A 25,118-nucleotide genomic window follows, 5' to 3' on the forward strand; every position below is an offset into this window, starting at 1 on the left:
CTCAGCCTGTGCCGCGCGCACCATGGATCACCGAGCTCGGAGTCGCTCATGAGCCCTATCGACAGCGCGCCCGCCACCTCGCGCCGCTACCACCGGCTCGATATTTCCCAGCCCGCGTTCTGGGCCCGGGATTTCCGCACCCGCGACGAGGTATTCGCGCAGTTGCGTGCCGAACCCGGACTCAGCTGGCACGCACCGCCGCCCGCGTTGTTCCCGCATTCCGAGCCCGGGTATTGGGCGGTGACCAGGCACGACGATATCGCCTTCGTCAGCCGCCATCCCGAGCTGTTCACGTCGGCGCTGGGTATCAGCATGGATCCGATGCCCATCGAGCTGCAGCGGCCCACCACGTTCTTCCTCACCATGGATCCCCCGCAGCACACTCGCTACCGGCGCCTGATCAGTTCGGCGTTCACGCCGAAACAGGTGCGGCGTATCGAATCCCAGATCCGGGGCAATGCCGCCGAGATCGTCGGCGAATTCCTCACGGATCTGTCCTCGGGTGCGCCGGTCGATTTCGTCGACAGCGTGTCGCGCAAACTTCCCATGCGCACGATTTCGGACATGATCGGTATCGATCCCGCCGGACGTGATGCCGTCGCCCATGCCGCCGAGGCCATGTTCGGATCCAGCGACGAGGAATACGCCGCCCTGGAGGAACGCGCGGAATTCTTCATGGCGCAGTTCGGGATTCTGCACCGCGCCGGCACCGATCTGGCCGGGTTGCGGCGCGCGGCGCCCCGCGACGATCTCATGTCCGCCATCGTCGCCGCCGAGGTCGACGGCCATCGGCTCACCGACGAGGAGATCGGGGCGTTCATGGTGCTGCTGGCCTCGGCCGGGAACGACACCACCAAACAGGCCACCTCCCATGCTTTCGAGGCACTGGTGGACCGGCCCGCGCAGCGGGAATGGCTGCTGGAGGATTTCGATGCGCGAATCGGTGGCGCGGTGGAGGAATTCATCCGCTGGTCGACACCGGTACTGCATTTCGCGCGCCACGCGGTGGCCGATACCGAAGTCGCCGGCACCCGGATCCGGGCCGGTGAGAAGCTCGTGCTGTTCTACTGTTCGGCCAACCGCGACGAGTCCGCGCTCGACGATCCGCATATCTTCGATATCACCCGCACCCGGAATACGCACTCCGGGTTCGGGGGCGGCGGCGCCCATTTCTGCCTCGGCGCCTGGCTGGCCAGGATGCAGTTGCGGCTGCTGTTCCAGGAGTTGCTGACCCGGGTTCCCGAGGTGGTGCTCGGGAACCCGGAGTATGTGCACAGCGATTTCATCCATGGCATCAAGCGGATGCCGGTGCAGCGGGCCTGATCGGTCGTCATGGCGGCGCCCCGGCTATTACGCTGAGCGGCGTTATCTCCCCATGACGAAAGGACAGCCGGATGAAGACCCAGCTGAACTGCCCCTGCGGTGAACACCTGACCGGCGCGAACGAGGACGAACTCGTCGACAACGTGCGCAAACACCTGGCCGAGAACCATCCCGGCCACGACTACACCCGGGATCAGATCCTGTTCATGGCCTTCTGAGCCAGGCCTGTCGCGCCCGTACCGGCCGCCGGCCCCGGCCGGACACGGGCCGCCTCGCCGCCGGCCGTACGGCGACCGCACGACGCGCCGCCGGACGCAGGAGTGTTATATGGATCCGGACGGCAACGCCCGCCAGGAAGGATCCCCATGGACGATCACACCCTCGCCGCGACCTTGGCCGAAGAGGCCGGCGAACTGCTCCTGTCGATCCGCGAACTCGGCGGGCGGGTCGGTGACCTGCGGGCCAACCGTCTGCTGCTCGACCGATTGGCCGAACTCCGACCGGCGGATGCCGTGCTTTCCGAAGAGTCCCCCGACGATGCGGCCCGCACCGACTGTTCCCGGGTATGGATCGTCGATCCCCTCGACGGCACCCGGGAATTCGGGGAACCGGGGCGGCCGGACTGGGCGGTGCACGTGGCGTTGGCGGTGGACGGCGAACCCGTGGCCGGCGCCGTCGCGCTCCCGGCCGCGGGCATGGTCCTGCACACCGGCCGGCCACCGGTGCTCGCTCCCCCGCCGCCGCCGGGCACCGTCCGGGTCGCACTATCGCGCAGCCGCCCCTCCTTCGAGGTCCGCCAACTCGTGGCCCGGTTGTCGGCCACCGAGGTTCCGATGGGATCGGCCGGTGCCAAGGCGATGGCGGTGGTGCGCGGTGAGGCCGATATCTACGCCCATTCGGGTGGGCAGTACGAATGGGATTCGTGCGCGCCGGTCGCCGTCGCGCTCGCGTCCGGGCTTCATGTGTCCCGGCTCGACGGCTCCCCGCTGCGCTACAACCGGCCCGATCCGTACCTGCCCGATCTGCTCATCTGCCGGCCGGAGCTGGCCGAGATCGCTCTGAAAGCGTTGTCGGAGTAGATACTCCGAGCAGCGGGCGCTGCCCGCAGTGCTACTGCGGGCAGCTGTCGGCGCCCCGGCCTGTGCGCGGGGAACACCTGTCGGCCCACAATGGTCGGACGTTTCCCGTAACGACAGGAGTAGAGCAAGTGAGCGGTCGACTATCCGGCAAAGTAGCTTTCGTCACCGGGGCGGCGCGTGGCCAGGGCCGCGCGCACGCGCAGCGACTGGCGGCGGAGGGCGCCGATATCATCGCGGTCGACCTGTGCGCCCCCTTGCCGCCCGCGGTGCCCTACGATTCCGCGACCCCGGACGACCTCGACGAAACCGTTCGCTTGGTGGAGGGGGCCGGCGGCAAGATCTTCGCCGCCGTCGCCGATACCCGTGACCTCGCGGCGTTGCGCACCGTTGTGGACGAGGGGGTCGCGCGGTTCGGCCGCCTCGATGTGATCGTCGCCAACGCCGGGATCTGTCCGCCGGAACCCTGGGACACCATCACGCCGGAATCGTTCCAGGCGGTGATCGACACCAATGTCACGGGAACCTGGAATACGGTGATGGCCGGCGCGCAGCACATCATCGACGGCGGGCACGGCGGGTCGATCGTGCTCATCAGTTCGGCATCCGGGGTGGCCATGCAGCCGTTCATGGTCCACTACACCTCCAGTAAGCATGCCGTCACCGGGATGGCGCGGGCGTTCGCCGCCGAACTCGGTAAGCATTCGATCCGGGTCAACAGCGTCGCCCCCGGACCGGTGGCCACGCCGATGGGTTCGGGCGATATGGTCGGCGCCCTCACCCGGGCCGCCGAAACCAACGGACAGCTGACCGGGATGAACACCCCGCTGCTGCCGGAGGGGATCGCGATGCCGGAGGATATCGCGGACGCGGTGTGCTGGCTGGCGAGCGAGGAATCCCGGTTCGTCACGGCCGGCAGTATCTCGGTGGATCTCGGTTCGGCGCAGTACTGACAGCAGCCCGCCGCGGCGCAGTCACGCGGCGGCGCGGCGGGTTCTCGTGGGGGTCGCGCGGAAAACCGGTAGGAAAATTCGATATAACACTTTCCGAGAACGGCATTATCAGGCAATCTGGGTACTGCCGTGGACCGCGGGCACGACCGTCACGACAGTTAGGGAAGCCGATGAAATCCAAGGGTGCTTTGATCTGGGGTTACGCGCAGCCGTGGTCGGTCGAGGAGATCGAGATCGGCGATCCCCAGCAGGGTGAGGTGAAGGTTCGGGTCGAAACGGCGGGCCTGTGCCAGTTCGATCAGCGGCTGGCCAGCGGTGACGTCCCCACCGCCGAATTCCCGATCCTCGGCGGGCACGAGGGCGCCGGAGTGATCGTCGAAGTGGGCGCCGGAGTCGATCAGCTCGCCGTGGGCGATCATGTGGTCTTCTCGTTCATCCCGGCCTGCGGGCTGTGCCAATCCTGCCTATCGGGCCATCACAACCTGTGCGACCGCGGACAGGAGCTGCTCACCCGGGGGGCCGTATCCGACGGCACCTTCCGCATCCGCGCCCGCGGCCACGATGTGCACCCCACCTCCCTGATCGGCGCCTTCGCCCCCTACGCGGTGGTGCACAAGAGTTCGGTGGTCAAGATCGACCCCACTATCCCGTTCGATATCGCCTGCCTGGCCAGTTGCAGCGTCACCACCGGATACGGCGCCGTGGTCAACACCGCCACGGTGCGGCCCGGCGAAGATATCGCGGTGATCGGCGCCGGCGCGGTGGGTACGGCCGCGGTGCAGGCCGCCGTGATCTCCGGGGCGCGGCGGATCTTCGCGGTGGATCCGGTCGAGGCCAAATGCACGCAGGCCGCGAAGTTCGGCGCCACCCACACCTACTCCGATATCGATAGCGCGATCGGCGCGATCGAGGAGATCACCGGCGGGCAGATGTGCCGGACGGTGATCGTGGCGGTCGGCCGGTGCGACGGCCACGATCTGGCCAAATGGATGCGGATCACCGCCAAGGCCGGTACCTGCGTACTCGCCGCCACCGGCGATGCCGCCGAAACCAATCCCCGGATGAACCTGTCGGCGCTGACCTTCCAGCAGAAGAGCCTGTGCGGCACCCTGTTCGGCGGCGGGAACCCGCAACTGCTGATCCCGGAGGTGCTGGCGCTCTACAAACTGGGCGATCTCGGGCTCGGCGATATGATCACCCGCGAATACTCGCTCGAGCAGATCAACGAGGGGGTCACCGATATGCTCGAAGGCCGCAATATCCGCGGGATCATCCGGTTCACCGACGCCGATCGCTGACCGGCGCCGGACCACCGGAGATCAGAACACGACGCGGCTCACCGCCTCCGCGATCAGCGCGGGTTTGCTACCGCCCTCGGTTTCGACGGTGTGCTGGACGACCAGCTGCAGTGCACCGCCGGACACCTCGGTCGCATCCACCAGGACGGCAGTGGAGCGCACCTTCGCGCCCACCGGCACCGGACTCGGGAACCGGACCTTGTTGGAGCCGTAGTTGATCCCCAGTTTCGCGTTCTCGAACGCGAAGATCTGCGAACCGAGCAGCGGCAGCATCGACAGGGTCAGATAGCCGTGGGCGATGGGCCCGCCGAACGGGCTCTCCCGCTTCGCCCTTTCCGGGTCGACATGGATCCACTGGTGATCTCCGGTCGCCTCGGCGAACTGGTCGACCATCTGCTGGGTGACCTCCACCCAGTCGCTGGTGCCGAGCGTCTCCCCCACTGCTGCGAGAACTTCGTCCTTGCCGGTGAATGTGCGCACAGATGTCTCCTTCGATTCCGTGCCGCGCGCTGTCGCGACATCGCCACTCCGCTAATAGGTATTCCGCACTTCGTCCCGGAGTTCAACCCGAACTGAGACATTTTCATCCTGAGTCGCAAATTCCTCGGCGCTGCCGAGCCTCCTCAGGCAGCGGGGTCCAGCACGATCTTGATCGCGCCGTCGTCCTTGGCCTGGAACATGCGGTACGCCTCGGGCGCCGCGGACAAGGGCAGGTGGTGGGTCGCGAAGGTTTCCACACCGAGCGGATCGCTGTCGTCCAGCAGCGGCAGAATATCGTCGGACCAGCGCTTCACATTGGCCTGGCCCATACGCAACTGGATCTGTTTGTCGAACAGCACCCGCATCGGCATCGGATCGGCCATCCCGCCGTACACACCGATGATCGAGATCGTGCCGCCGCGCCGGACGATATCGATCGCGGTATGCAACGCGGCGAGCCGGTCCAGGCCCGCGGCATTCATCGCGGGCGCGGCCACCGCGTCGGGCAGGTACGAGACGACCCGCTGCGCTACGGCCGCCACCGGCGACCCGTGCGCCTCCATACCGACCGCCTCGATCACCGCATCGCTACCCCGGCCGTCGGTGCGGTCGCGTACCGCGTCCGCCACCCCACCACCCACAGCACCCAGATCGATGGTGTCGATACCGTGCGCGGCAGCGCGGTCCAGCCGTTCGGCCACCAGATCCACGCCGATCACCCGCAACCCGCGATGGTGCGCGATCCGCGCCGCCATCTCGCCGATCGGGCCGAGCCCGAGGACGGTCACCGATCCACCGTCCGGCACGGCGGCGTATTCGACGGCCTGCCACGCGGTCGGCAGTACATCCGACAGGAACAGATACCGGGTGTCGGCGGGACCGTCGGGCACCCGGATATGAGTGAAATCGGCATACGGCACCCGCAGGTATTCGGCCTGACCACCCGGCACCTGACCGTAGAGCTTGGAGTAACCGAACAGCGCCGCGCCACACCCCTGATCCCGCACCTGCGTGGTCTCGCACTGGGTCATCAGCCCCTGCCGGCACATCACGCAACCACCGCAGCTGATCTGGAACGGCACCACCACGCGGTCGCCTTTCGAGAGGTTGGTGACCCCGGCACCGACTTCCTCGACCACCCCGATCGCCTCGTGCCCGAGCACATCGCCCGCGGACATGAACGGGCCGAGTAGTTCGTACAGATGCAGATCGGATCCGCAGATCGCGGTGGAGGTCACCCGGACGACAGCATCACCAGGTTCCTGGATCCGCGGATCGGCCACATCGGATACCTGCACATCGCGTTTGCCCTGCCACGTCACAGCCTTCATATCCGCTCCCTCGACCGACGCCTACGCTGTTCCGGCTGAAACACGGCGCGGTCGAGCGGCCGCGGCGACTGCCGGTTGGTCCGGTCGGCGGTCTACCCGGGGCGGACTGTCACAAACGTCACGGGTACGAGCAATCCCCACGGTTGCGCGTACCGAGCGAGTCGGGACCCGAGCCCACGAAGTATCGGAGGCACTGCAACGTCGGGCGGGCCGCTGTGTTCCGCCCCGTTCACGCTGGGCCCGTTCTGTGGCGCTCGCGGGGAACAGCTGTCGACCACAATGCCCATGCCACCAGTACCGGCTGGAACAACAGGCGCACAAACCGGCTCCTATCGCTGTTCAGGCCGAAACCGTCACGTTTGTGCACGTACTGCGCGACATTCCCGGGAAACACCGCGACGAAGAACACCGCGAGCAGACGACCTGCCATAACACGGTCGCGCGTGATCAAGGCCAGACCGGACCCCAACGCGATCTCGATCCCCCCGGAGGCCATGACCACGCCGTCTTCATCAAGAGGTACCGATTTCGGCACTTGGACGCGGAAGGTGTCACGCGCCCAGAACAGATGACTGAAACCTGCGAATACGAGCGCGGCCGCCAGAGCGAACCGACCGACCGTGCGCGCCGGGGTGGTGGGCGGTGGAGCGGGCAATTTCGTGCGTGTCATGGCACCGGCATACCCAGCCGATCCAACCTCAGACACCCATGCATTCGAGTCAGCGCGTGGTGGGGCTCTTTTTCCGGCCCGGGCCGAGAAAGTCCCGTAGCCGGGATATCTCCGCGTCCAGGGCGGTCGCGAATCCCTTGCCCTTGGGCGCGCCATTTTCAAAACCCACGTCGAATTCGCTGCCGGCGCCCGCGCAGGTGGCCCAGCCGATCACCCGGTCGCGCCACAGCATCGGCATGGCGTAATAGCCGCGGACCCGCTTCGCGACGGGTGTGTAGGCCTCGAACCGGTAATCCCATCCCCAGATCGCGCCGAACCGCTTCCGGTCCCACACCAGCGGGTCGAACGGTGCCAGGAAACGCACCCGGGCCGGTGCCGGGCGGTCGGTGGGTACCAGATCGGCCGGCCATAGGTACCGCACGCCGTCGACGGTGCGGGCGGCGAGTTCGCCGGTGGCACGGAGTTCCCGGATCGTGGCCGAACCGGTGGCGTCGCCGATCGGGCGTACCGCCCGGTTGACCGTCGCGGTGAGCGTCGATTCCGCCGCCGGGGCGAGGGTGCGGGCGATACGCAGCGCCAGCGCCCGGCGCCGCGCCGCCGGATCCCATTCCGGTTCCTCGGGGGCCGGAGCCGCCTCGTAACGCCGGATCCCGGAGACCCGGTCGGCCACCCGCAGCAGCCCGTAGCGATGTAACTCCTCGAGCAGCACGGTGGTCGCCGAGGAGGTACCGCCCCAGGCGTTCACCACCCCGCGATGACCGAAATGCTCCTGTAGTTCGCGCGGGTGCACCACCCCGCGTTCCCTGACGAATTCCAGGACCTCTGCCGAATGGGTGTCGTGCGGGTAGGCGCCGTTCGTCGCCCGCGGGTGTCGCCGAGGGTGCAGGATCGGGCGCAGCCGCGGCACGGTGTAGCCGTAGGCGTACACGATATCTTCGTCGATGCCGAGTTCGCGATAGCGGCGATCGAGATCCCCGGCCCGGTAACCGCGGACCCGCTGACGCAGGATCAGATCCTGGGCGCGCGCCGGTGCGCGGATCGGATCGGCCTGGACGAACTCCATATCGGCCAGGGCGCCGGCGAGCGTTTCGGGAGTACGGGGCAGGGACCAGGACACCGCGTTCGCGCGCAACCATGCCGAAGACATGCGGCGAGACTATCGACGCCCTCCGACATCCCGGCAAACCCGTCGGGCGCGTTTGCGGCGGCGTCTGCAGGGTAGCGCCCCGGTATGGCCCCGACTGTGCGCTCACTGCTTTCTCCCCGGTTGATCACCACACCTGTCGCCACGGTGACCGGGGCGATGCGGTCGGGGGCACAGCGGGCAGTCGACACCGGGTGGCAGGTGGTGGAAACCCCGGTGCGGACCGCGGAGAAGATGGCCACGACGGTGGCCTCCGGGATCGCGCCCCTGCTACCCGGCCAGAACAGCGGGCTTCGTGACGATCTGACCGCACTGCTCGACCCGCGGGACCGGCGCGCGCAACGCCGGGTCGCATTCTCCGACGATATGGCGACCATCGAGATCCAGGGCTTGGACGACAGCCACCGATCCGCGGTCACCGGGGCATTGGAACAGCATCTGGGCCGGTTGCGCGGCGTGCAGTGGTGGCGGGTCAACGCGGTGACCGGGCGGATCGTGACGGCGCTGTCCAGCGGCGCCGACCTGGACCGGCTGCTGGCGGAGATCGAGGAGGTCGAGCGCGAATCCGAGGTCGCCGACGCCGGCTGGAGCCGGGCCGTGGAATTCCCGGCCGACCGGGAACCGGTGATCGCGGCCGCGATCGAGGTGGCCGGCGATATCTGCGCGATCGCGATCTCCGCCGCCGGCACCGTACCCCCGCTGCGCGGGGTCATGCGCGGTGTGCGCTCGGTGGCGGCGTTCACCGACGCCCAGCCCCGGCTACGCCGGCACCTCGAGGAGCGGCTCGGCAGTACCCGCACCGACCTCCTGCTGGCGGTGGCCAATGCCGCGGGTTCGGCGCTCGGCGAGGGCGCCGCCGGCGGCGTGACCAATCTGGTGGCCGATACCGTCCAGCGCGGTTTCGCCCTCACCGAAGCCGTGGCCCGGCACGCGCAGTGGCGCGAATGGGAGGCCGATATCGTCGACGCCGAACATTTCCGGGTCGACAAACCGCTACCGCGTTTCACCCGGCCGGCCGATATGCCGCGCGGGCCGGTGGAGCGGGTCGCCGACGAAACCTCCGCCGCGGCGCTCGCCGGTGCCACCACCCTCGCCGGACTCGGCCGGGCGGGCGATATCGCCGACGCTCTCATCCTCGGCGCGCCGAAAGCGGCGCGGGCCGGGCGGGAGGTCTACTCGGCGACCGTATCCACCACCCTGTCCGCCGCCGGTGTCCTGACGCTGCACCCGGCCGCGTGGCGGCGCTTCGACAGGCTGACGGCGGTGGTCGTCGACGCCGAATCGCTGGCCACCACCCGGCGGGTGGTGCTCGAGGCCGAGAGTGCCGATGCGGAGTGGCCGGACGCGCGGGTCTGGAGTACGGCGCAACGGTTGCTGTGGGAACCGCAGGACAACACCGGCGCCGACGGCCATCCGCTGCGGCTGGTGCACCCGCATTCCGGAACCCGCGACCGCGGCACCACCAGCCGCCCGGTGGAGCGGGAACTGCGCGACGGCGACCGGGTCGTCGGACGGGTAGTGGTCGGCCGCGAACTGGATCCGCGCGCACATGGTGTGCTCAACGCCGCCCGGCGTGCGGGCTTGCGCATCGTGCTCGCCGGTCACCGCGATGCCGCCGAATTACGCGGTCTCGCGGATGAATTCGTCGCCGCGCGCGGATCGCTGAGCGGGCATGTGGAACGCCTGCAGCAGGACGGTCACGCGGTGGCGGTGCTGAGCACCCGGGCGCACAAGGCGCTCGATCACGCCGATGTCGCGATCGGTCTCATCGGGTGCGAAGGCGGCGGTATCCATGTGCCGTGGTCGGCGGATCTGCTGTGCCGCAACCTGGAGCAGGTGCGGCGCACGCTGGCGGCGGTCGGACCGGCGCGGCAGGTCAGCGAACGCGGTCGCACCCTGGCATTGTCGGCCTGCAGCCTCACGGGGCTGATCCTGGCCGCCGCACCGGCCGCCCGGTCCCGGACCGCACCGATGATCGCGGCGAACTTCGCGGGACTGTTCAACGGCGCGGTCACCGGTCTGCGGGCCGCCCAGCCGGAGGTCGTGGGCGCGCCCGCACCACTGTTGCCCTGGCATGCCCTCGAACCCGACGAGGTGCTGTCCCGGTTGCCGGAGCCCGCAAGCCCGGCGGAACGGCAGACCGACGAGCCCGCCGGCCGCGGCGCGATACCGAGCGTGCTCGCGCCGGTCACCGGCTATCTCGGCCATATGCGGCGCGAGCTGGCCGACCCGCTGACTCCGGTGCTCGGCGTGGGCGCGGTGGCGACCGCGATTCTCGGCGCCCCCTCCGATGCCGTGCTGCTGTCCTCGGTACTCACCGTGAACGCCATGATCTCCGCCCGTCAGCGGCAGGCCGCGGAGAACGAACTGCAGGAACTGCTCGAAGGTGAGCGGCTGACCGGCCGGGTGATCGACCGGGCCGAAATCGGCGCCGCGGAACCCGCGGGCACCGAGGTCCCCGCCGACTGCCTCGAGGTCGGGGACGTATTCGTCGTCCGCGCGGGCGAGGTGGTTCCCGCCGACGCGCGGCTGCTGCGCACCGAAGACCTGGAGATGGACGAATCCGGGCTGACCGGTGAATCGGTGACGGTTCCCAAGGGGGTCGAGGCCACTCCCGGCACCGCTGTCGGCGACCGCGCCTGCCTCGTATTCGAAGGCACCACCGTGGTCAGCGGTTCCGCAGTGGCGGTGGTCGTTGCGGTGGGCGCCGATACGCAGGCCGGCCGCGCGACCGCGGGTGCGGTCCCCCCGGACAAGGGTGGGGTGCAGGCACAGTTGCGTTCACTCACCGACCGGGCGCTACCGCTGACGCTGACCGGCGGCGCGATCGTCACCGCGCTCGGCGGCCTCCGCGGGCGCACCCTGCGCGCGGCGATCTCCGACGGTGTCGGGGTGGCAGTGGCCGCGGTGCCCGAAGGGTTGCCGCTGGTGGCGACGGTGGCGCAGCTCGCGGCGGCGCGGCGGTTGTCCCGCTACGGGGTCCTGGTCCGTTCCAACCGCGCGGTGGAGGCCCTGGGCCGGATCGACGAATTGTGCTTCGACAAAACCGGCACGCTCACCGAGGGCCGGTTGCGGCTCACCGCACTTGCCGATCTCGACGAGCAATGGCGGCCCGACAGCGAATCCGCCACGGCGCAACGGTTGTTGCGGGCCGCCGCCCGGGCCTGCCCCGAACCCGACGACGGGCCGGTGCTGCACGCCACCGACCGTGCCGTTCTCGACGCCGCCGCCGAAACGCTCGGGTCCGACGCACACCGCTGGGACCCCCTCGACGAGATCCCGTTCGAATCCAACCGCGGATATGCCGCGGCTTTCGGCCAGACCGCGCACAAACTGCGGCTCATGGTGAAGGGCGCACCGGAGGTCGTCCTGCCGCGCTGCACGCGGGTGCGCACCGGTACGAAACCGGATCCCGCCCTGTCCGACGAGCTGCGTGAACGCGCCGATGCCAAGGTGCACGACCTCGCCGAACAGGGGCTGCGGGTCCTCGTGGTGGCCCGCCGCGACCTGCCGGAGCATCCGCAGGATATGGAGAACGCTGTCGAGGAACTCACCCTGCTCGGCTTCCTGGGGATCGCCGATACCCCGCGCCCGCAGACTCCGTATCTCGTACGCGCGCTGCAGGACAACGGGGTCGGTGTCCGCATGATCACCGGCGACCACCCGGTCACCGCGGCCGCGGTCGCCCGGCAGCTCGGGATCACCGTGGGCACGGTCACCACGGGCGCGGACCTGGACGAACTCGACGACACCGAGCGGCGGGAGCTGATCGAACGCAGCACCGTGTTCGCCCGGATCGACCCGGAGCAGAAGGTCGGGATCGTCACAGCGCTGCGCCGCAGCGGCCATGTCGTGGGAATGACCGGTGACGGCAGCAACGATGCCGCCGCGATCCGCACCGCCGATATCGGGATCGGTATCGCCGCGCACGGTTCGGCGGCCGCCCGCAATGCCGCCGACCTGGTGCTCACCGAACCCGACCCGCGGGCGCTGCTACACGCGCTGGTCGAAGGCCGCAGTATGTGGCAGCGGGTCGCCGATTCGGTCGCGGTGCTGGTCGGCGGTAACGCCGGCGAGATCGCGTTCACCCTGTTCGGGACCGCGGTCGGCGGCCGGGCACCGCTGGGCACCCGCCAGTTCCTGCTGGTCAATCTGCTCACCGATATGTTCCCGGCCCTGGCGCTCGCGCTGGCCGGCGGCCAGGAAGGTGTCGAAACGCAGGACGACCCGGACTGGGTGGAGGAGCGGGCACGTCAGCTCGCCGCGATCCCACCGGCCAGCCTCGGCTCCGATCTGATCCGGACGATCGCCGTCCGCGGTGTCGCCACCGCGACCGGCGCGTCGGCCGCCTGGCTGGTCGGCCGCTACACCGGCACTCAGCGGCGCGCCGACACCATCGGGCTGGTCGCGCTGATCGGTACCCAGCTGGGCCAGACCCTGGTCGCCGGCTACCGCAGTCCACTGGTCTGGCTCACTACCGCCGCCAGCGGTGCGGTGCTGGGGATCGTCGTCATGACACCGGGGCTGGGCGCCTACTTCGGCTGTACCCCACTCGGCCCGATCGGCTGGTCCGTCGCGACCACCGCGGCCGCGGGTGCCACCGCGGGATCCGCACTGCTCCCCCGACTGCTTCCCGGCGTGGAAACGGGTCGCGCCGACACCCCGGCCTTAACCGACTGCGAACAGGAATCGCTCACCGCGGCGGACAACGCCGAACCGGCCGAGGTCGAGTAGGACGCGAAACCGGTCTCGCCGCCCACCGAAGGGCCATGAGCACGGAACGGCTCGAGCGCTCTGCCGACCTCGTCGGATCACCTGACGGCATGCGCCGAAGCGCGCCGGCCGGAGACACGATGCGGTCGGTGCAGGCGCGAGATGTCTCGGGGTCCGGGTGTGGTTACAGGGCGAGCATTTCGGCCGCTATCCGGTCGGCCGAAGCGTGGCGCAGGGCGGTGCCCATGTCGTCGAGGACGAGTAGCCGCGCCCCGGGGATCTCGGCGGCGAGGACTTCGCCGTTGCCGAGCGGGAAGAACGGGTCGGCGCGGCCGTGCACCACGAGCGCAGGCATATCGAGCTGCCCGAGCCGCTCCCGCCAGCGCGGGGTGCAGTCGATCCGCGAGAACACCATCCCGAGCTGGTTCGCCTGGTGCACCGCGGGATCGCCCGACGGTGTCCGGTCCCAGATCCGGGTCGCCGTCGCCCGTGCCTGCTGCGGATCGTTGCCCATCGGCTCGGCGCCCTCGGCGGCGAACGCCGCGACAGCGTCCCGGTCGGTCCAGTCCGGCCGTGGGCGGGCGAATATCGCGCCCATGACCGCGTGGTCGTGGTCGGGCAGGTCCTTGTCGACCGGGCCCGGCGCCACCGGCCGGGTGCCGACGAGGGTCAGCGCGGAGAATATGTCCGGGTGGTCCAGCGCTGCGACCTGAGCGACCATCCCGCCGACGCCGGCCCCACCGAGGTGGGCGGTCCCGGCGCCGAGCACCTCGACCAGAGCAACCGCGTCGGCGACGAGATCCCGCAGGTCGTATGCCGGGTTCTCCGGGTCGAGGGTTGTCGATGCGCCGGAGTCGCGCAGGTCGTACCGGACCACGCGCCGTCCCTCCATGGCGAGCCGCTCGCACAGTGCGTCGGGCCAGGACAACATTGTTGTGCCACCGGCCAGCAGGACCAGCGGATCCCCGGCACGGCCGAAGCTCTCGACGCCGAGTTCGACACCGTTTGCCCGCACCGAGGTCATGCCCGATCGAGACGGTCCTGTCATTCCTGAACTCCTGTCTGCCGGTTCATCCGGAGATATCGACGACAGGTCCACCCGAAAGTCATCGGTGCCGCAAGAGACGAGAAGGGATCCCGGGCCTGTCACCCGGGATCCCTTGGAGTGCAGCACTCAGCGACGGTCGTCGGGGTCGGTCCCTTCGGTCTCGATCCGTTCCTTGCGGACGGTATCGGAGACGGTCTGTTCGTCCTCGACCTCGTCGACCGCGAGCCGGACTCGTTCGACGGGGACGGATTCCTTGTTCACGGTCACCCGCTCTTCGTGCAGTGTGACCTCGCGTTCTTCGTCGCCCAGGTCCGCGTTCACCGAACTGGGATCGGTGATGGGTTCCCGCTCGACGTGCACCTCCTCGTGGCTGGTGGGCACGGTGACCGATTGTTCCTCGGTGACCACGTATTTACGCATCCGCGCCCGGCCGGACTCCTGCTGTTCGGTGCCGACGTCGAGCTGTTCCTCCGAGCGCACCATGGACTCCCGATCCGCGGGCGACGCGGTGGTCCCGCCCATCCCTGCAGCGGTGCCCATACCTGCGGCGGTGCCCATACCGGCCGCTGTACCTGTACCGGTGGTCTCGCCGCCGGGTCGTTCGGCGTGGCGCCCGTAGTCGTCCCAGCCGGGGTGGCCGGGGTCGATTCCGTAGTGGACGAACAGTTCGTCCTCCGATTCGCGGCTGATCAGGCCGTCGTGTTCCAGATGCGGCGCGGATTTCACCGCTTCCTTGTGCACCCGGACCTGCAGTTCTCTGGTGTCCTGTCGCAGCTGGGCTCCGGCCAGCGGGACCAGTGAATCGTCCTTGAACAGTCCGGTGCTCACCGACGCCCAGGTCGGGGCGCCGGAAGAATTGTCGACGTAGACCCGCTTCACCTTGCCGATCTTGTCGCCGTCCAGGTCGTAGACGGCGTCTCCGATCAGTTCTTCCACCTGTTGAGCCATGGCTCCTCCTAGCTTCTCGTCCGATACGTGATCGGCGAACCGAGTCGCGTCACGCGGACCGTTCCCGGATCCGGGCGCTTCGGGGGTGGCTGTCCCCGGACCCGGGTGCCGGTCGCCGCCGCGATTCGGCGTGCTCGCCGCTCCCGGTGTTCGGTTCCGCATCGGGCGCGGCTTCGGCTCTTCTCGGGTAACCGGCGGGCACTCAGTGCGGAGTGCCGATCGGCTACATCCCCGGCAACTACCCGGGTTATTTCCGGGCAAACAGGGCCGCCGGAAAATTTTCGGAATCCCGGCCCGTGCGGGCGGCGTTATCGCCGGCTACCGCGCCCGGCGAGCACCGGTTCCGGATCAGGGCAGTCGCCGGTAGATGATCGGCTGAGCGGCGATACCGTTCGCCGCGAAATTCGCGAGGACGAAGGAACGGAATGTGGGCCGCAGGAGCAGCCCGGGAAGAAAGGTGCGCAGCGCCGGCCAGGAGGCGTGGTTGATCAGCGTATAGTCGGCGGGCTCACCCGGCAGCGGGCGCATGGGCGCCGAATTCGGCAAGGCCGTCTTCCGCTGGAACCAGCCGGCGGTGCACTCCCAGATATCGTGCACCGTCCGGGGATCGTCGCCGTAGAAGTAGTTGAACAGAAACCAGTGGTCGGGGCCGTGGTCGACATCGGCGATCCGGGCGGGACCGCTCGCCGCGACGAGATGGGTACGGCGGGCCGCGTCTCCCAGCAGGCCGGAAAGCTCGAGCCAGGCCGGATCGGCGCGAATGGCGGCGAGATCGGCCACCGATTCCGACCTGACGAGTACGACGACGTCGAAACGTGCGGGAGTCATACCGGCGCCGTGAAGGATCTCCGCGCCCTCCCCCGGAGGGCGCAGCGCGGCGCGGAAGGCCGTCACCTCGAGCACATCGTGCCGGGCGGCCAGCCGCTCGACCGGCCGCCCGATCCGTGCCAGGGTCCGGCGGCGCGCCGCCGAAGGCCGCGGTAGGGCCCCGGCCCAGTCACCGATCTCGGCGGCGAGCAGCAGGAACCCATTGCCGGTGGGGGCGGCGAGACGGGCTTTGCTCGCGTGCTGTTGGTTGACGACGCGCATGGTGGACTCCTCGAGTGGTTCGGTTCAGCGGCGGTCGAGCCCGGACAGCCGGTAGGCGAGCCGGCGCCGGACGGTCGGGGCGGCACCGGCGATGCGTAGCCCGATATTGCGTAACGGCCGCGCAGTGGCCGGCATGGTGGCGGCATCGGTGAGCCGCCCGGCAGTCGACATCACCGAGCGGGCGGTGGTGCGCCGCGCGGCGGCATGCTCGTCGAGCAGTGTCGCGGTCTCGCCCTGCAGGACCCGGGACAGGACCCGGCCGGTGGTGACGGCGTCTTCGATACCGAGGTTCATTCCCTGTCCGCCGGCGGGCGAGTGGACATGGGCGGCGTCACCGGCAAGCAGGATCCGGCCGCGCCGATAGCTGTCGGCGAGGCGGTGGTGGACGCGGAAGCGCGACCCCCACACCACCTCTGTGACCGCCGCCGGAACGGCGCGCGGGCCACGGTCGTCCAGCAGCCGCTGCACGAAACCGGTATCCGGATCGTGCGGTGCGTCGTCGGCGACGGCGACGGCGACGACCCGGTACATATCGCCGGGCAGCGGTGCCACCACTACCAGGCCCGCCGGGGAGAAGTAGAGGATCACCTCGTCGCGTGGGATACCTCCGGTCGACCGGATATCGGCCAGGACGAACGATTCCGCGTAACTGCCGCCGGTGAATCCGATCCCCGCCTGCTCGCGTACCGTGCTGTGCATCCCGTCCGCGCCGATCAGATACCTGGCGGATACCGGTGCGCCGGTGGACAGCGTCGCGGTGACCGAGTCGTCGTCCTGGGCGATGGCCCTCACCGTGGCCGGGCGGTCCACGACAACGCCCAGTTCGGTCGCCCGTGCCAGCAGGAATTTCTCCGTATCGGCCTGCGAGATCATCAGCGTGTAGGGGTAGGCGGTGGGCAGTCCGGCGAACGGCACCGATACCAGCGCCCGGTCCCGGTCGCGGATGGTGAAGCGCGGGATCGGTATTCCGCGACCGGCCAGTGCCGGGACGACGCCGTAGGGCTCGAGGAGTTCGAGGGTGCGCGAATGCACGACGGCGGCGCGGGAGGTGTTCGCGCCGGCGGCCTGATCGTCGACCATCCGAACGCGGTGCCCGTGCTGGGTGAGGACGATCGCGGCGGTGAGGCCGACCGGCCCGGCGCCCACGACGATCACGTCGATTTCGGGTGTGGACATGTCTCCCACCTGCGCTTCCGTGAAGTCAACAACTGTTGGCATCAACGATAGAGCGACCCGGAAAGCTATGTCAACATTTGTTGGCCTACACTTGTTGACATGAAGAGATCGGCAGCGGAAACGAAAGAGTTGATCCTCGCGGCGGCGCGTGAGCGTTTCGCCGCCGACGGCTACGAACGCGCGACCATCCGTGCGATCGCCGCGGACGCCTCGATCGACCCGGCCATGGTCATGCGCTACTTCGGCAACAAGGAGCGGCTCTTCGCCGCGGCCGCCGAATTCGATCTGGAACTACCGGATCTGTCGGCCGTCGCACGCGAACACATGGGTACCGCACTCGTCGCCCACTTCCTGGAGCGCTGGGAACGCGACGAGGCCCTGCTCATCCTGCTGCGGGCAGGTGTCACCAACGAGGCCGTCGCCGAACGGATGCGCGCGATCTTCGCCGGCCAGCTCGGACCCGTGATCACGGCAGCCGGCAACGACCCGCACGAGGCCCCGATCCGCGCCGGCCTGGCCGCCACCCAGATCCTCGGTATGGCCCTGTGCCGGTTCGTTCTGCGCTTTCCGCCGCTGGTCACCATGCCCCGGGACGAGGTGATCGCCTGGCTGGGCCCGACAGTTCAGCGCTACCTCACCGGCACCGCGAAATCGGACGTCACCGCGGTGGCGGCGCTGCCGAACTCGCAGCGGTGATCTCCGCCCGGTACCGCTCCACGAAGGGCAGCACCTGCTGGCCGATCACCTTGTTGTATTCGGCCGGATGCTGCCGCGGATCGGCGTGCCCCGTGCCACGCGGCTTCACCACCAGCAGATTGCCGTTCACCCCACCGACCTGGTCGATCAGCACCTGATGGGTGCGGGCGACGTCGACCACGCGGTCGCGGGTGGCGTTGTGGGGCCGGAGGAAGACGATGGCCGGGCGCGGTTTACCGCGCGCCGCACCGGACAGGTGCCGGAGGTCGTCGGTGGCGCCGCCGGCGACAATGGCCAGGAACTGGGATTCGATGAGCCCGTTGCTGGCGGCATCGGCGTTGAAGATCTTGTCCCGCAACACCTGTTCGACCGCGGCACCCAACTGGTCGAACCGGATTCCCGGGACGCCTGTGAAGTCGAGAAACCGTTCGCGCCGGGCATAGGTCTCCACCGCGATCCGCAGGCCGCGACTTTCCCGCGCGCCGGGCAGCCAGCCCATCCACCGGACCATATCCTCACCGAGACCCCGGCTTTCGGGGCGTACGGCATCGAGGTCCAGGGGTGTGCAATCCAGCAGTACCGCCAGCAGCCGCCGGTCGCTGCCGGTGTGGATATGCCGCGCGACCTCCAGCGCGATCACTCCGCCCATACTGTGCCCCGCCAGCACGATATTGCGCACCCCCGACATGACGGCGGCGCGAATGACCAGTTCGGCGATCACCTCGGTATCGATACCGCGATTGTCGTAGCGGATCGCCCACACCGAACCCATCTCGCGCAGCGCGGGCAGTGCGGCGGCCGTATCGCTGGCGTTCAGACCGCCCAGCCCGACGAAATCGATGACCGCGGTATCCCGCAGAGCCGGTTCGGCCGGTCCGGCGACCGGCAGCAGCGCGGGTTCGGTGCGGGCCAGGCGCTGCCGCTCCGGCGCCACATCGTGCTCCCAGTACTGCGCGAAGGCGACCAGGGCGATCGTCAGTAGTACGGCAACCCGCAGCAACGCCTGTCTGGTGCGCGACAATGCCTTCCACCGGTAACTCGGGCGCGTTTCGCGCAACCGGGCCCGGCGGCGTTCATCGCTCCAGTCCGCGACGGTGGACGGATGCCATTCGTCCATCGGCGACATGGACTCCACTGTATGCGTCCATCGGGTCCGCGACCGGTGCGCCGATCGGCCGTAGCGGCGCCGGTCACCCCTTGGCGACCCCCTCGATCAGCAACCGGCGGATGGCCTCGTTCAACTCCGCGATGGCCTGTTCGTCCGGGTCACGCAGACCGTGGACGACCCCGGCCAGCAGCATGCCGGTGACCGCGCGGGCAGTATTTCGGGTGTCCAGATCGGCACGTAGATAGCCGAGCTCGACCCCGTGATCGAGATATCCGGCCGTGAGCGCGTCGGCGGTGTCGAGCAGGCCGTACAGGCGCCGGGTCAGCTCGTCGTCGATACCGGGCGCGTGGAACAGCAGCAACTGCGCCACCCGGCGATCGGCGAGCAGGATGCGGGTGAGCGCGTCCCCGATCCGTTCGATCTGGTCCCGGTATTCGTCCAGCGTGCTCGCCGCGTCCGGGGCGTTGTCGGTACCGAGCGCCTCGACGATACGCGCGGACAGATCGTCGATCACGTGGTCGATGATGTCGCGTTTGTTGCTGAAGTACCGGTAGAAGGTGCCGTGCCCGATACCGAGGTCGGCGGCGATATCGGCGATACCGGTGGCGTGGTAGCCCTTCTCCGCGAAGCAGACGAAAGCGGTATCGATGATCTCGCGCCGTAGTTCGGCCTTACGGCGTTCGGCCCGCGTCTGTGGCTTCGTCACGCTCCCGATGATACGGTCATCACAAACGGAATGAGGTGTCATTCCGTGACGTGTGATTCAGTTCGCTGGGAGGTTCGACGTGGCACCTCGGTACGACGCCGTCGTGATCGGTGCGGGATTCGGTGGTATGGGGGCGGGTATCGAGCTCGACCGTCTCGGCCTCGGCAATTTCGTGATACTCGAACGGGAAGCCGATCTGGGCGGTACCTGGTTCGTCAACCACTACCCCGGTCTCGCCGTCGATATCGCCTCGGTGACCTACTCGTACTCCTTCGAACCCAACCCGTTCTGGTCGCGCCTGTTCGCCCCCGGTGCCGAACTGAAGAAGTACGCCGACCACGTCGCGGACAAGTACCGGCTCCGGGAACGGATGCGCTTCGACACCACGGTCGAGAGCGCCCACTGGGACGCCGCAGAGCAGCACTGGGTGGCCACCGTGGCCGGTGGGGAAACGCTCACCGCCCGCTATCTGCTGACCGCGACCGGTTTCCTCTCCCAGCCCTACACGCCGCCCTTCCCGGGGATCGACACCTTTGCCGGCAAGATCATCCACACCACCGCCTGGGACGAATCCTATGATCTCGGCGATCGGCGGGTCGCGATCATCGGCACCGGCGCCACGAGTGTGCAGCTGGTGCCCGAGATCGCCGCCCGCGCCCGTGAACTCACCGTTTTCCAGCGCACCCCGATCTGGGTGGTGCCCAAGATCGATACGGCTATTCCGGACGCGGTGCAGCGGCTCTTCGCCCGGATACCCGCGACGCAGAAGGCGGCCCGGATGGTCAATACGACCATGCTGGAGGCCTTGATGGTGGTCGGCGTGCTGCATTACAAACAGGCCCGGCCGCTGAACAAGGCCGCGGCACTGCTGGCCAAGGCACATCTGCGCGCTCAGGTCCGCGACGAACGGCTCCGCGAGCAACTGACACCCCACTACGATTTCGGGTGTAAGCGGCCGACGTTCTCCAACCACTACTTCGCCACGTTCAACAAACCGCACGTCCGGTTGGAAACGAACCCGATCGAACGGGTGGAGGCGGACGGTATCGTCACCGCCGACGGGGGCCGGACCCCCATCGATACCCTGGTCCTGGCCACCGGATTCAACCTGTGGGACGCCAACTTCCCGGCCTTCGAGATCGTCGGCCGCGACGGGGTGGACCTCGGAAAATTCTGGCGCGAGAACCGCTTCCAGGCCTACGAGGGAATCACGGTGCCGAAATTCCCGAACTTCCTGAGCCTGAACAGCCCGTACTCCTACAGCGGATTATCGTATTTCACGACCATCGAAGCGCAGATGAAGCATATGGGCCGGCTCTTCGGCGAGTTGCGGCGCCGCGGCGAAACGACCTTCGAGGTCACCGAACGCGCCAACACCGAATTCCTGGAACGGGTGACCGGGAAACTCGATTCCTCGGTGTTCTACGGCGGCGACTGCGCCACCGCCCGCAGCTACTATTTCAATCAGCACGGCGAAGCCGCGCTACTGCGTCCTACCAGTACCGTCAACGCCCACCGCGAAGCGGTACGGTTCCCGCTCGACGACTACGCCTACGGCGCCACCACCTGATCGGCCCACCCGGATCGGCGCCTCCGGGTGCACGGTGGTCGTGCGAATCCACGTAGATCAGGCCTCGCCCGGCCGCACCGGCGATTTCACCGGGAAGCAGGCGCGGCGCGCCCCTGGGCCGTGCCTGTCGCAGGGGGCACCGGCGCGCACCGATGATCTTGGGACCGATGGAGAAGGTCCCGCCACTTCCTTGTGACCTCACGCAGAATCGGGCGTATACGCGGCCGGAGCCGACCGCTACGATCGGTGCGCGTCGTAAAGTAAGCCGCCACGCGCGGAACTGGGGCCACGGCCACAAGCCAACGGAGACAGTTCGTTCGAGCGATCACCGCGCTCGCTGCCTCCGGGCCGCCGCGGCGGCAGTTTCGCGGCGACGGCAGTCGCCCGCATACCTCGCCTATCCCTCGGCGACGGGCCGAACGGCATCACGAGTGCCCGGCCCGTCGCCGGGTCGTTTCCTGCTGTCCGAAAGAAGATCGTGTTCAGAGTTTCCACCCGAATCCTGATCCTGCTGCTGACCCTCGTCTCGGTCGCGCTGTTCGGCGTCGAGGCGAAAGCCGAACCGCTGTATCCCCAGCCCGATCCGGACCCCTTCTACGCCGAACCCGATAACCTGGGCGATCTCCAGCCCGGTGATGTGGTCCGGACCCGCACCATCGATACCGGCCTCTACCTGGGGACCAAGGGCCATCAGATCGCCTTCCGGTCCACCAATTCCCGTAACCAGCCCATCCTGGGTGTCACCACCGTACTCATGCCGGTCGGTGTCGACAATCCGCCGCTGGTCTCCTATCAGGCGCTGATCAATTCGCTCGGCACCCGGTGCAATCCGTCGCGGTCGCTGTTCAACGGCGAACTGCAGGACGCGGTCGGGGCGATGCTCCCGATCGGCCGCGGCTGGGCCATCTCCGTACCCGACTACCTCGGGCCGACCGTTGCCTACGCCGCGGGCCGGCTCAGCGGCATGATCACCCTCGACAGTATCCGCGCCGTTCAGCAGGTCGCCGAGCTCGGCCTGGCGGATGCCCCGGTCGCCATCGCGGGCTATTCCGGCGGCGGCCTCGCCACCGGCTGGGCCGCGGCGCTGCAGCCGTCCTACGCCCCGGAGCTGAAGATCGACGCGGCCGTGGCCGGTGGGATCCCGGCGGATTTGGAGCAGATGGCGCTGGGCCTCGGTTTCGCCCCGCATCCCGGGTTCGGGCTGGCGTTCGCCGCGGCCATGGGGCTGGAACGCGAATACCCGCACCGGCTGCCGATATCGGATCAGCTCAACGAGAACGGCCTGTGGTTCCGTGAGTTCACCCATGACGCCTGCCGCCGATTCCTGCTGTTCCACGGTGCGTTCCGCAGTGCGGAGCAGATGGCGGCGTCGAAGAGCCTGATGGACAGTCCCGAGGCGCGCGAGGTGCTGCACGAGAACAGCCTGCGTTATTTCGACGGTGTACCGGCGATGCCCACCTACCTGTGGCACGGCCGTTTCGACACGCTGACCCCGTACGACGGGGTGGCCGAATATGCCGACCGCGCCTGCAAGGCGGGGGCACCGGTCAAACTGACCACCTACGATATCGCCGAGCATATGACGGCCGCGGTCGCGGGATTCGCCGATGCCTGGAAATTCGTGGAGGCCCGGTTCCGCGGTGAGGATGTTCCGATGGGCTGCTGATCGCGCTGACCGAGCGCTCGGATCAGCCCTGATCACTCGCGATGACCTCGTCGAGGCTCGAGATCGCCAGATCGACGGCCTGGCCGGGGCTGCGGGTGCCGTGCAGGACCGTACCGGGCTCGTCCGGTGCCAGCGGTTCCAGTGCGGCGAGCTGGGAGTCGAGCAGCGAGGCGGGCATGAAGTGCTCGCCTCGCTGCGCTAACCGCTCCAGCAGTTCGCCGCGGTCCGCGGTCAGCAGCAGGAAGAATATTCGCGGCGCGGCGGCTCGCAGGCTGTCGCGGTAACGCCGCTTCAGCGCCGAGCAGGCGACCACTCCCCCGGTTCCGTCCGCCGCCCGATCGCGTAACCAGCGACCGACCTCCGCCAGCCACGGCTCGCGGTCGGTATCGTCCAGCGGGCGGCCGGACCGCATCTTGGCGATATTGGCGTGTGGGTGCATATCGTCGGCGTCGGCGAACGGGACGTCGAGGCGCAGGGCGAGCAACCGAGCCGTCGAACTCTTCCCGCTGCCCGAAACGCCCATCACGACGACACACGGCAGCGGCGAATGCGGCGAAGCCCCCGCAACGTCCACCGGCTTCATCCACCCCGGTCGATATCGCCGGGGCCGCGTGACCCCGCAGAATAATTCTCCAGTGGCGCGAGATCGCGCGCCCAGCCCGCGAGCACCGGGGCCACCACCCGCCACGCCTCCTCCGCCTCGTCGGCACGGATCGACAAGGCGGGATCGCCGGCCAGGACGTTCAGCAGCAGGGTTCCGTAGGCGGGAAGCTCCGGCGGCTCCATCTGCGCCGTCATGGTCAACGGTTCCAGGGTGTCCGCGCTGGTACCGGCGGCGGTGAGAGCCAGCGTCAGGCATTCCGGGTCGAGCCCGAACCGCAGCACATTCGGCCGGGTGGCGCCGTCGCGGCCGAACGGCATCGAGGGGACGGGCCGGAAGTGGACCGCGACTTCCTTGCGATCCTCGGCCAATGCCTTACCGCTGCGCAGAACGAAGCTGGTGCCCGACCAACGCCAGTTGTCCAGGCTCAGTTCGATTTCGGCGAAGGTTTCCGTATCCCGCTGCGGGTCCACGCCCTGCTCGTCGACATAGGACGGGACCTCCCGGGTGCCGATCGTGCCCGCGCGGTAGCGGCCGCGGCGGGTCCGGTACGGTATATCGGCTTCCGCGAGTGGCCGCACCGTGCGCAGCACATCCACCTTGCGGTCGCGCAGATCACGCTCGGACAACGAGATCGGTGGTTCCATGGCCACCAGGCACATCAACTGCAGCAGATGGTTCTGCACCATATCCTTGAGCGCTCCCACCCGGTCGTAATAGCCGGCCCGGTCCTCGAGGGTGAGGGTCTCGTCCCAGACGATCTCGATCCTGGCGATATGCGCGCTGTTCCAGATCGATTCGAGCACCCGGTTCGCCAGCCGGCTGCCGAGCAGATTCTGCACGGTGGTCATGGCCAGGAAATGGTCCACCCGGAACACCGCCCGTTCGGGGACCAGATCCGCGAGCAGACGGTTCAGGTTCTGCGCCGTGGCGAGGTCTTCGCCGAACGGTTTCTCCAGCACGATCCGGCTACCGGCCGGCATCCTCGCGGCATGCAGGGTGCGGATCGCCACCGGAAATAGGTTCGGTGCCAGCGCGAGATACACCGCGACGGGCCCCTCGCCGGTGACCAGTTCGGCCACCTCGACGGCATTGCCGATATCGGAACGCCGGTACCGGGCGGCGCCGACGAGCGCCCGGCGCGCCTCGATCGGTATCCCGGCCGCGTGCCGATCGAGCTGGTCCAGCGCCCAGGTCTCGAAGCGCGAATCGTCCCAATCCTTCAGGTCCACGCAGACCAGTTCGAAATCGTCGTCCACATAGCCCGCGGCGCGCAGTGCGGCCAACCCGGGCAGGAGATAACGCCCGGCGAGATCACCGGTTCCGCCGAACACCACCAGCCGGGTGATCATCGTGCGTTCCGGGCTGTGCATCCACCTGCCTCCTCTGCACGCTCGTGGTGCCGGAAATCGACGGAAAGCAGCCCCAAACTAACAGCCGCGGCGGGATCGCGTGAACGTCTGTTGCCAAGACGAGACGTGGTGCGCCCGGATCCCGATCGCTGCCGGACCGAATGGCATCT

At 68.6% G+C, this 25,118-nt stretch carries 21 protein-coding genes; 9 read left to right on the forward strand and 12 right to left on the reverse strand.

Annotated elements, in window-relative coordinates; translation table 11 throughout:
* Window positions 1–48: 48 nt before the first annotated feature.
* From ACFWPH_RS18605 to ACFWPH_RS18625, 5 genes are all read left to right on the forward strand, one after another.
* A complete protein-coding gene (locus ACFWPH_RS18605; protein ID WP_378752524.1) occupies window positions 49–1,323 on the forward strand; it encodes a cytochrome P450 in 1,275 nt (424 codons plus the stop codon).
* 71 nt (window positions 1,324–1,394) lie between these two features.
* A complete protein-coding gene (locus ACFWPH_RS18610; protein WP_063915790.1) occupies window positions 1,395–1,541 on the forward strand; it encodes a DUF1059 domain-containing protein in 147 nt (48 codons plus the stop codon).
* A 147-nt stretch (window positions 1,542–1,688) separates the two neighbouring features.
* Window positions 1,689–2,402 carry a 3'(2'),5'-bisphosphate nucleotidase CysQ gene (locus ACFWPH_RS18615; protein ID WP_378752526.1) on the forward strand — a complete coding sequence of 238 codons (714 nt, stop codon included), beginning with the start codon at window positions 1,689–1,691 and terminating at the stop codon, window positions 2,400–2,402.
* A 128-nt stretch (window positions 2,403–2,530) separates the two neighbouring features.
* Window positions 2,531–3,352 carry a mycofactocin-coupled SDR family oxidoreductase gene (locus tag ACFWPH_RS18620; RefSeq protein ID WP_378752528.1) on the forward strand — a complete coding sequence of 274 codons (822 nt, stop codon included), beginning with the start codon at window positions 2,531–2,533 and terminating at the stop codon, window positions 3,350–3,352.
* A 170-nt stretch (window positions 3,353–3,522) separates the two neighbouring features.
* A complete protein-coding gene (locus tag ACFWPH_RS18625) occupies window positions 3,523–4,650 on the forward strand; it encodes an NDMA-dependent alcohol dehydrogenase (RefSeq protein ID WP_378752530.1) in 1,128 nt (375 codons plus the stop codon).
* 21 nt (window positions 4,651–4,671) lie between these two features.
* Here the strand turns inward: ACFWPH_RS18625 and ACFWPH_RS18630 are convergent, their stop codons facing one another.
* The 4 genes from ACFWPH_RS18630 to ACFWPH_RS18645 all read right to left on the reverse strand — a co-directional run bounded on the left by ACFWPH_RS18630 (window position 4,672) and on the right by ACFWPH_RS18645 (window position 8,278).
* Window positions 4,672–5,130, reverse strand: a complete 459-nt coding sequence (locus tag ACFWPH_RS18630; RefSeq protein WP_378752532.1) for a MaoC family dehydratase — start codon at window positions 5,128–5,130, stop codon at window positions 4,672–4,674.
* 143 nt (window positions 5,131–5,273) lie between these two features.
* Window positions 5,274–6,461: an alcohol dehydrogenase catalytic domain-containing protein gene (locus ACFWPH_RS18635; RefSeq protein ID WP_378752534.1), complete on the reverse strand. Its 1,188-nt coding sequence runs from the start codon at window positions 6,459–6,461 to the stop codon at window positions 5,274–5,276.
* Window positions 6,462–6,690: 229 nt separating this feature from the next.
* Entirely contained in the window at window positions 6,691–7,131 is a 441-nt protein-coding gene (locus ACFWPH_RS18640) for a hypothetical protein (RefSeq protein WP_378752536.1), read from the reverse strand.
* A 49-nt stretch (window positions 7,132–7,180) separates the two neighbouring features.
* The gene (locus tag ACFWPH_RS18645) at window positions 7,181–8,278 is read right to left on the reverse strand and encodes a DNA glycosylase AlkZ-like family protein (protein WP_378752538.1); all 1,098 of its coding nucleotides are present in this window, start codon (window positions 8,276–8,278) and stop codon (window positions 7,181–7,183) included.
* An 84-nt stretch (window positions 8,279–8,362) separates the two neighbouring features.
* Here ACFWPH_RS18645 and ACFWPH_RS18650 point away from each other — a divergent pair, with 84 nt between their 5' ends.
* Window positions 8,363–13,009: an HAD-IC family P-type ATPase gene (locus tag ACFWPH_RS18650; protein ID WP_378752540.1), complete on the forward strand. Its 4,647-nt coding sequence runs from the start codon at window positions 8,363–8,365 to the stop codon at window positions 13,007–13,009.
* Between the two features lie 163 nt (window positions 13,010–13,172).
* On the opposite strand, the gene ACFWPH_RS18655 is transcribed toward ACFWPH_RS18650, so the two are convergent.
* The 4 genes from ACFWPH_RS18655 to ACFWPH_RS18670 form a co-directional block, all read right to left on the reverse strand.
* The gene (locus ACFWPH_RS18655) at window positions 13,173–14,036 is read right to left on the reverse strand and encodes an alpha/beta fold hydrolase (RefSeq protein WP_378752542.1); all 864 of its coding nucleotides are present in this window, start codon (window positions 14,034–14,036) and stop codon (window positions 13,173–13,175) included.
* Window positions 14,037–14,162: 126 nt separating this feature from the next.
* Window positions 14,163–14,984, reverse strand: coding sequence for a DUF2382 domain-containing protein (locus ACFWPH_RS18660; protein WP_378752544.1), 822 nt, complete (start codon window positions 14,982–14,984; stop codon window positions 14,163–14,165).
* 348 nt (window positions 14,985–15,332) lie between these two features.
* Window positions 15,333–16,073, reverse strand: coding sequence for a hypothetical protein (locus ACFWPH_RS18665; RefSeq protein WP_378752546.1), 741 nt, complete (start codon window positions 16,071–16,073; stop codon window positions 15,333–15,335).
* A 24-nt stretch (window positions 16,074–16,097) separates the two neighbouring features.
* Window positions 16,098–17,249 (reverse strand): FAD-dependent oxidoreductase, encoded by a 1,152-nt coding sequence (locus ACFWPH_RS18670; RefSeq protein ID WP_378752548.1) that lies wholly within the window; start codon window positions 17,247–17,249, stop codon window positions 16,098–16,100.
* Window positions 17,250–17,348: 99 nt separating this feature from the next.
* Between ACFWPH_RS18670 and ACFWPH_RS18675 the strand changes: the two genes are divergently transcribed.
* Window positions 17,349–17,945: a TetR family transcriptional regulator gene (locus ACFWPH_RS18675; RefSeq protein WP_378752550.1), complete on the forward strand. Its 597-nt coding sequence runs from the start codon at window positions 17,349–17,351 to the stop codon at window positions 17,943–17,945.
* Here the strand turns inward: ACFWPH_RS18675 and ACFWPH_RS18680 are convergent.
* On the reverse strand, window positions 17,908–19,071 hold the full coding sequence (locus tag ACFWPH_RS18680; protein WP_378752552.1) for an alpha/beta fold hydrolase: 1,164 nt from the start codon (window positions 19,069–19,071) through the stop codon (window positions 17,908–17,910). The two genes, ACFWPH_RS18675 and ACFWPH_RS18680, sit on opposite strands and share 38 nt — an antisense overlap.
* Before the next feature lie 64 nt (window positions 19,072–19,135).
* Window positions 19,136–19,768, reverse strand: coding sequence for a TetR/AcrR family transcriptional regulator (locus tag ACFWPH_RS18685; RefSeq protein WP_378752684.1), 633 nt, complete (start codon window positions 19,766–19,768; stop codon window positions 19,136–19,138).
* Between the two features lie 70 nt (window positions 19,769–19,838).
* Between ACFWPH_RS18685 and ACFWPH_RS18690 the strand changes: the two genes are divergently transcribed.
* Both ACFWPH_RS18690 and ACFWPH_RS18695 read left to right on the forward strand, forming a co-directional pair.
* Complete coding sequence (locus ACFWPH_RS18690) at window positions 19,839–21,329, forward strand: flavin-containing monooxygenase (RefSeq protein WP_378752554.1); 1,491 nt, start codon at window positions 19,839–19,841, stop codon at window positions 21,327–21,329.
* A gap of 511 nt (window positions 21,330–21,840) precedes the next feature.
* On the forward strand, window positions 21,841–22,995 hold the full coding sequence (locus ACFWPH_RS18695; protein ID WP_378752686.1) for a lipase family protein: 1,155 nt from the start codon (window positions 21,841–21,843) through the stop codon (window positions 22,993–22,995).
* Window positions 22,996–23,017: 22 nt separating this feature from the next.
* Here the strand turns inward: ACFWPH_RS18695 and ACFWPH_RS18700 are convergent, their stop codons facing one another.
* Together ACFWPH_RS18700 and ACFWPH_RS18705 are read right to left on the reverse strand one after the other, a co-directional pair.
* Window positions 23,018–23,518: a gluconokinase gene (locus ACFWPH_RS18700; protein ID WP_378752688.1), complete on the reverse strand. Its 501-nt coding sequence runs from the start codon at window positions 23,516–23,518 to the stop codon at window positions 23,018–23,020.
* A 56-nt stretch (window positions 23,519–23,574) separates the two neighbouring features.
* Window positions 23,575–24,969: a glucose-6-phosphate dehydrogenase gene (locus ACFWPH_RS18705; protein ID WP_378752556.1), complete on the reverse strand. Its 1,395-nt coding sequence runs from the start codon at window positions 24,967–24,969 to the stop codon at window positions 23,575–23,577.
* Between the last annotated feature and the right edge of the window lie 149 nt (window positions 24,970–25,118).

The sequence above is a fragment of the Nocardia sp. NPDC058499 genome (genome assembly GCF_042719915.1).
Classification (GTDB): Bacteria; Actinomycetota; Actinomycetes; order Mycobacteriales; family Mycobacteriaceae; genus Nocardia.

Excerpts from the sequence above, each read along its gene's own strand:
- ACFWPH_RS18655 (WP_378752542.1), bottom strand. The coding sequence starts at position 14,036 with ATGACAGGACCGTCTCGATCGGGCATGACCTCGGTGCGGGCAAACGGT.
- ACFWPH_RS18665 (WP_378752546.1), bottom strand. The coding sequence starts at position 16,073 with ATGCGCGTCGTCAACCAACAGCACGCGAGCAAAGCCCGTCTCGCCGCC.
- ACFWPH_RS18625 (WP_378752530.1), top strand. The coding sequence starts at position 3,523 with ATGAAATCCAAGGGTGCTTTGATCTGGGGTTACGCGCAGCCGTGGTCG.
- ACFWPH_RS18700 (WP_378752688.1), bottom strand. The coding sequence starts at position 23,518 with ATGGGCGTTTCGGGCAGCGGGAAGAGTTCGACGGCTCGGTTGCTCGCC.
- ACFWPH_RS18640 (WP_378752536.1), bottom strand. The coding sequence starts at position 7,131 with ATGACACGCACGAAATTGCCCGCTCCACCGCCCACCACCCCGGCGCGC.
- ACFWPH_RS18675 (WP_378752550.1), top strand. The coding sequence starts at position 17,349 with ATGAAGAGATCGGCAGCGGAAACGAAAGAGTTGATCCTCGCGGCGGCG.
- ACFWPH_RS18615 (WP_378752526.1), top strand. The coding sequence starts at position 1,689 with ATGGACGATCACACCCTCGCCGCGACCTTGGCCGAAGAGGCCGGCGAA.
- ACFWPH_RS18680 (WP_378752552.1), bottom strand. The coding sequence starts at position 19,071 with ATGTCGCCGATGGACGAATGGCATCCGTCCACCGTCGCGGACTGGAGC.
- ACFWPH_RS18670 (WP_378752548.1), bottom strand. The coding sequence starts at position 17,249 with ATGTCCACACCCGAAATCGACGTGATCGTCGTGGGCGCCGGGCCGGTC.
- ACFWPH_RS18610 (WP_063915790.1), top strand. The coding sequence starts at position 1,395 with ATGAAGACCCAGCTGAACTGCCCCTGCGGTGAACACCTGACCGGCGCG.
- ACFWPH_RS18635 (WP_378752534.1), bottom strand. The coding sequence starts at position 6,461 with ATGAAGGCTGTGACGTGGCAGGGCAAACGCGATGTGCAGGTATCCGAT.
- ACFWPH_RS18605 (WP_378752524.1), top strand. The coding sequence starts at position 49 with ATGAGCCCTATCGACAGCGCGCCCGCCACCTCGCGCCGCTACCACCGG.
- ACFWPH_RS18660 (WP_378752544.1), bottom strand. The coding sequence starts at position 14,984 with ATGGCTCAACAGGTGGAAGAACTGATCGGAGACGCCGTCTACGACCTG.
- ACFWPH_RS18650 (WP_378752540.1), top strand. The coding sequence starts at position 8,363 with ATGGCCCCGACTGTGCGCTCACTGCTTTCTCCCCGGTTGATCACCACA.
- ACFWPH_RS18645 (WP_378752538.1), bottom strand. The coding sequence starts at position 8,278 with ATGTCTTCGGCATGGTTGCGCGCGAACGCGGTGTCCTGGTCCCTGCCC.
- ACFWPH_RS18705 (WP_378752556.1), bottom strand. The coding sequence starts at position 24,969 with ATGCACAGCCCGGAACGCACGATGATCACCCGGCTGGTGGTGTTCGGC.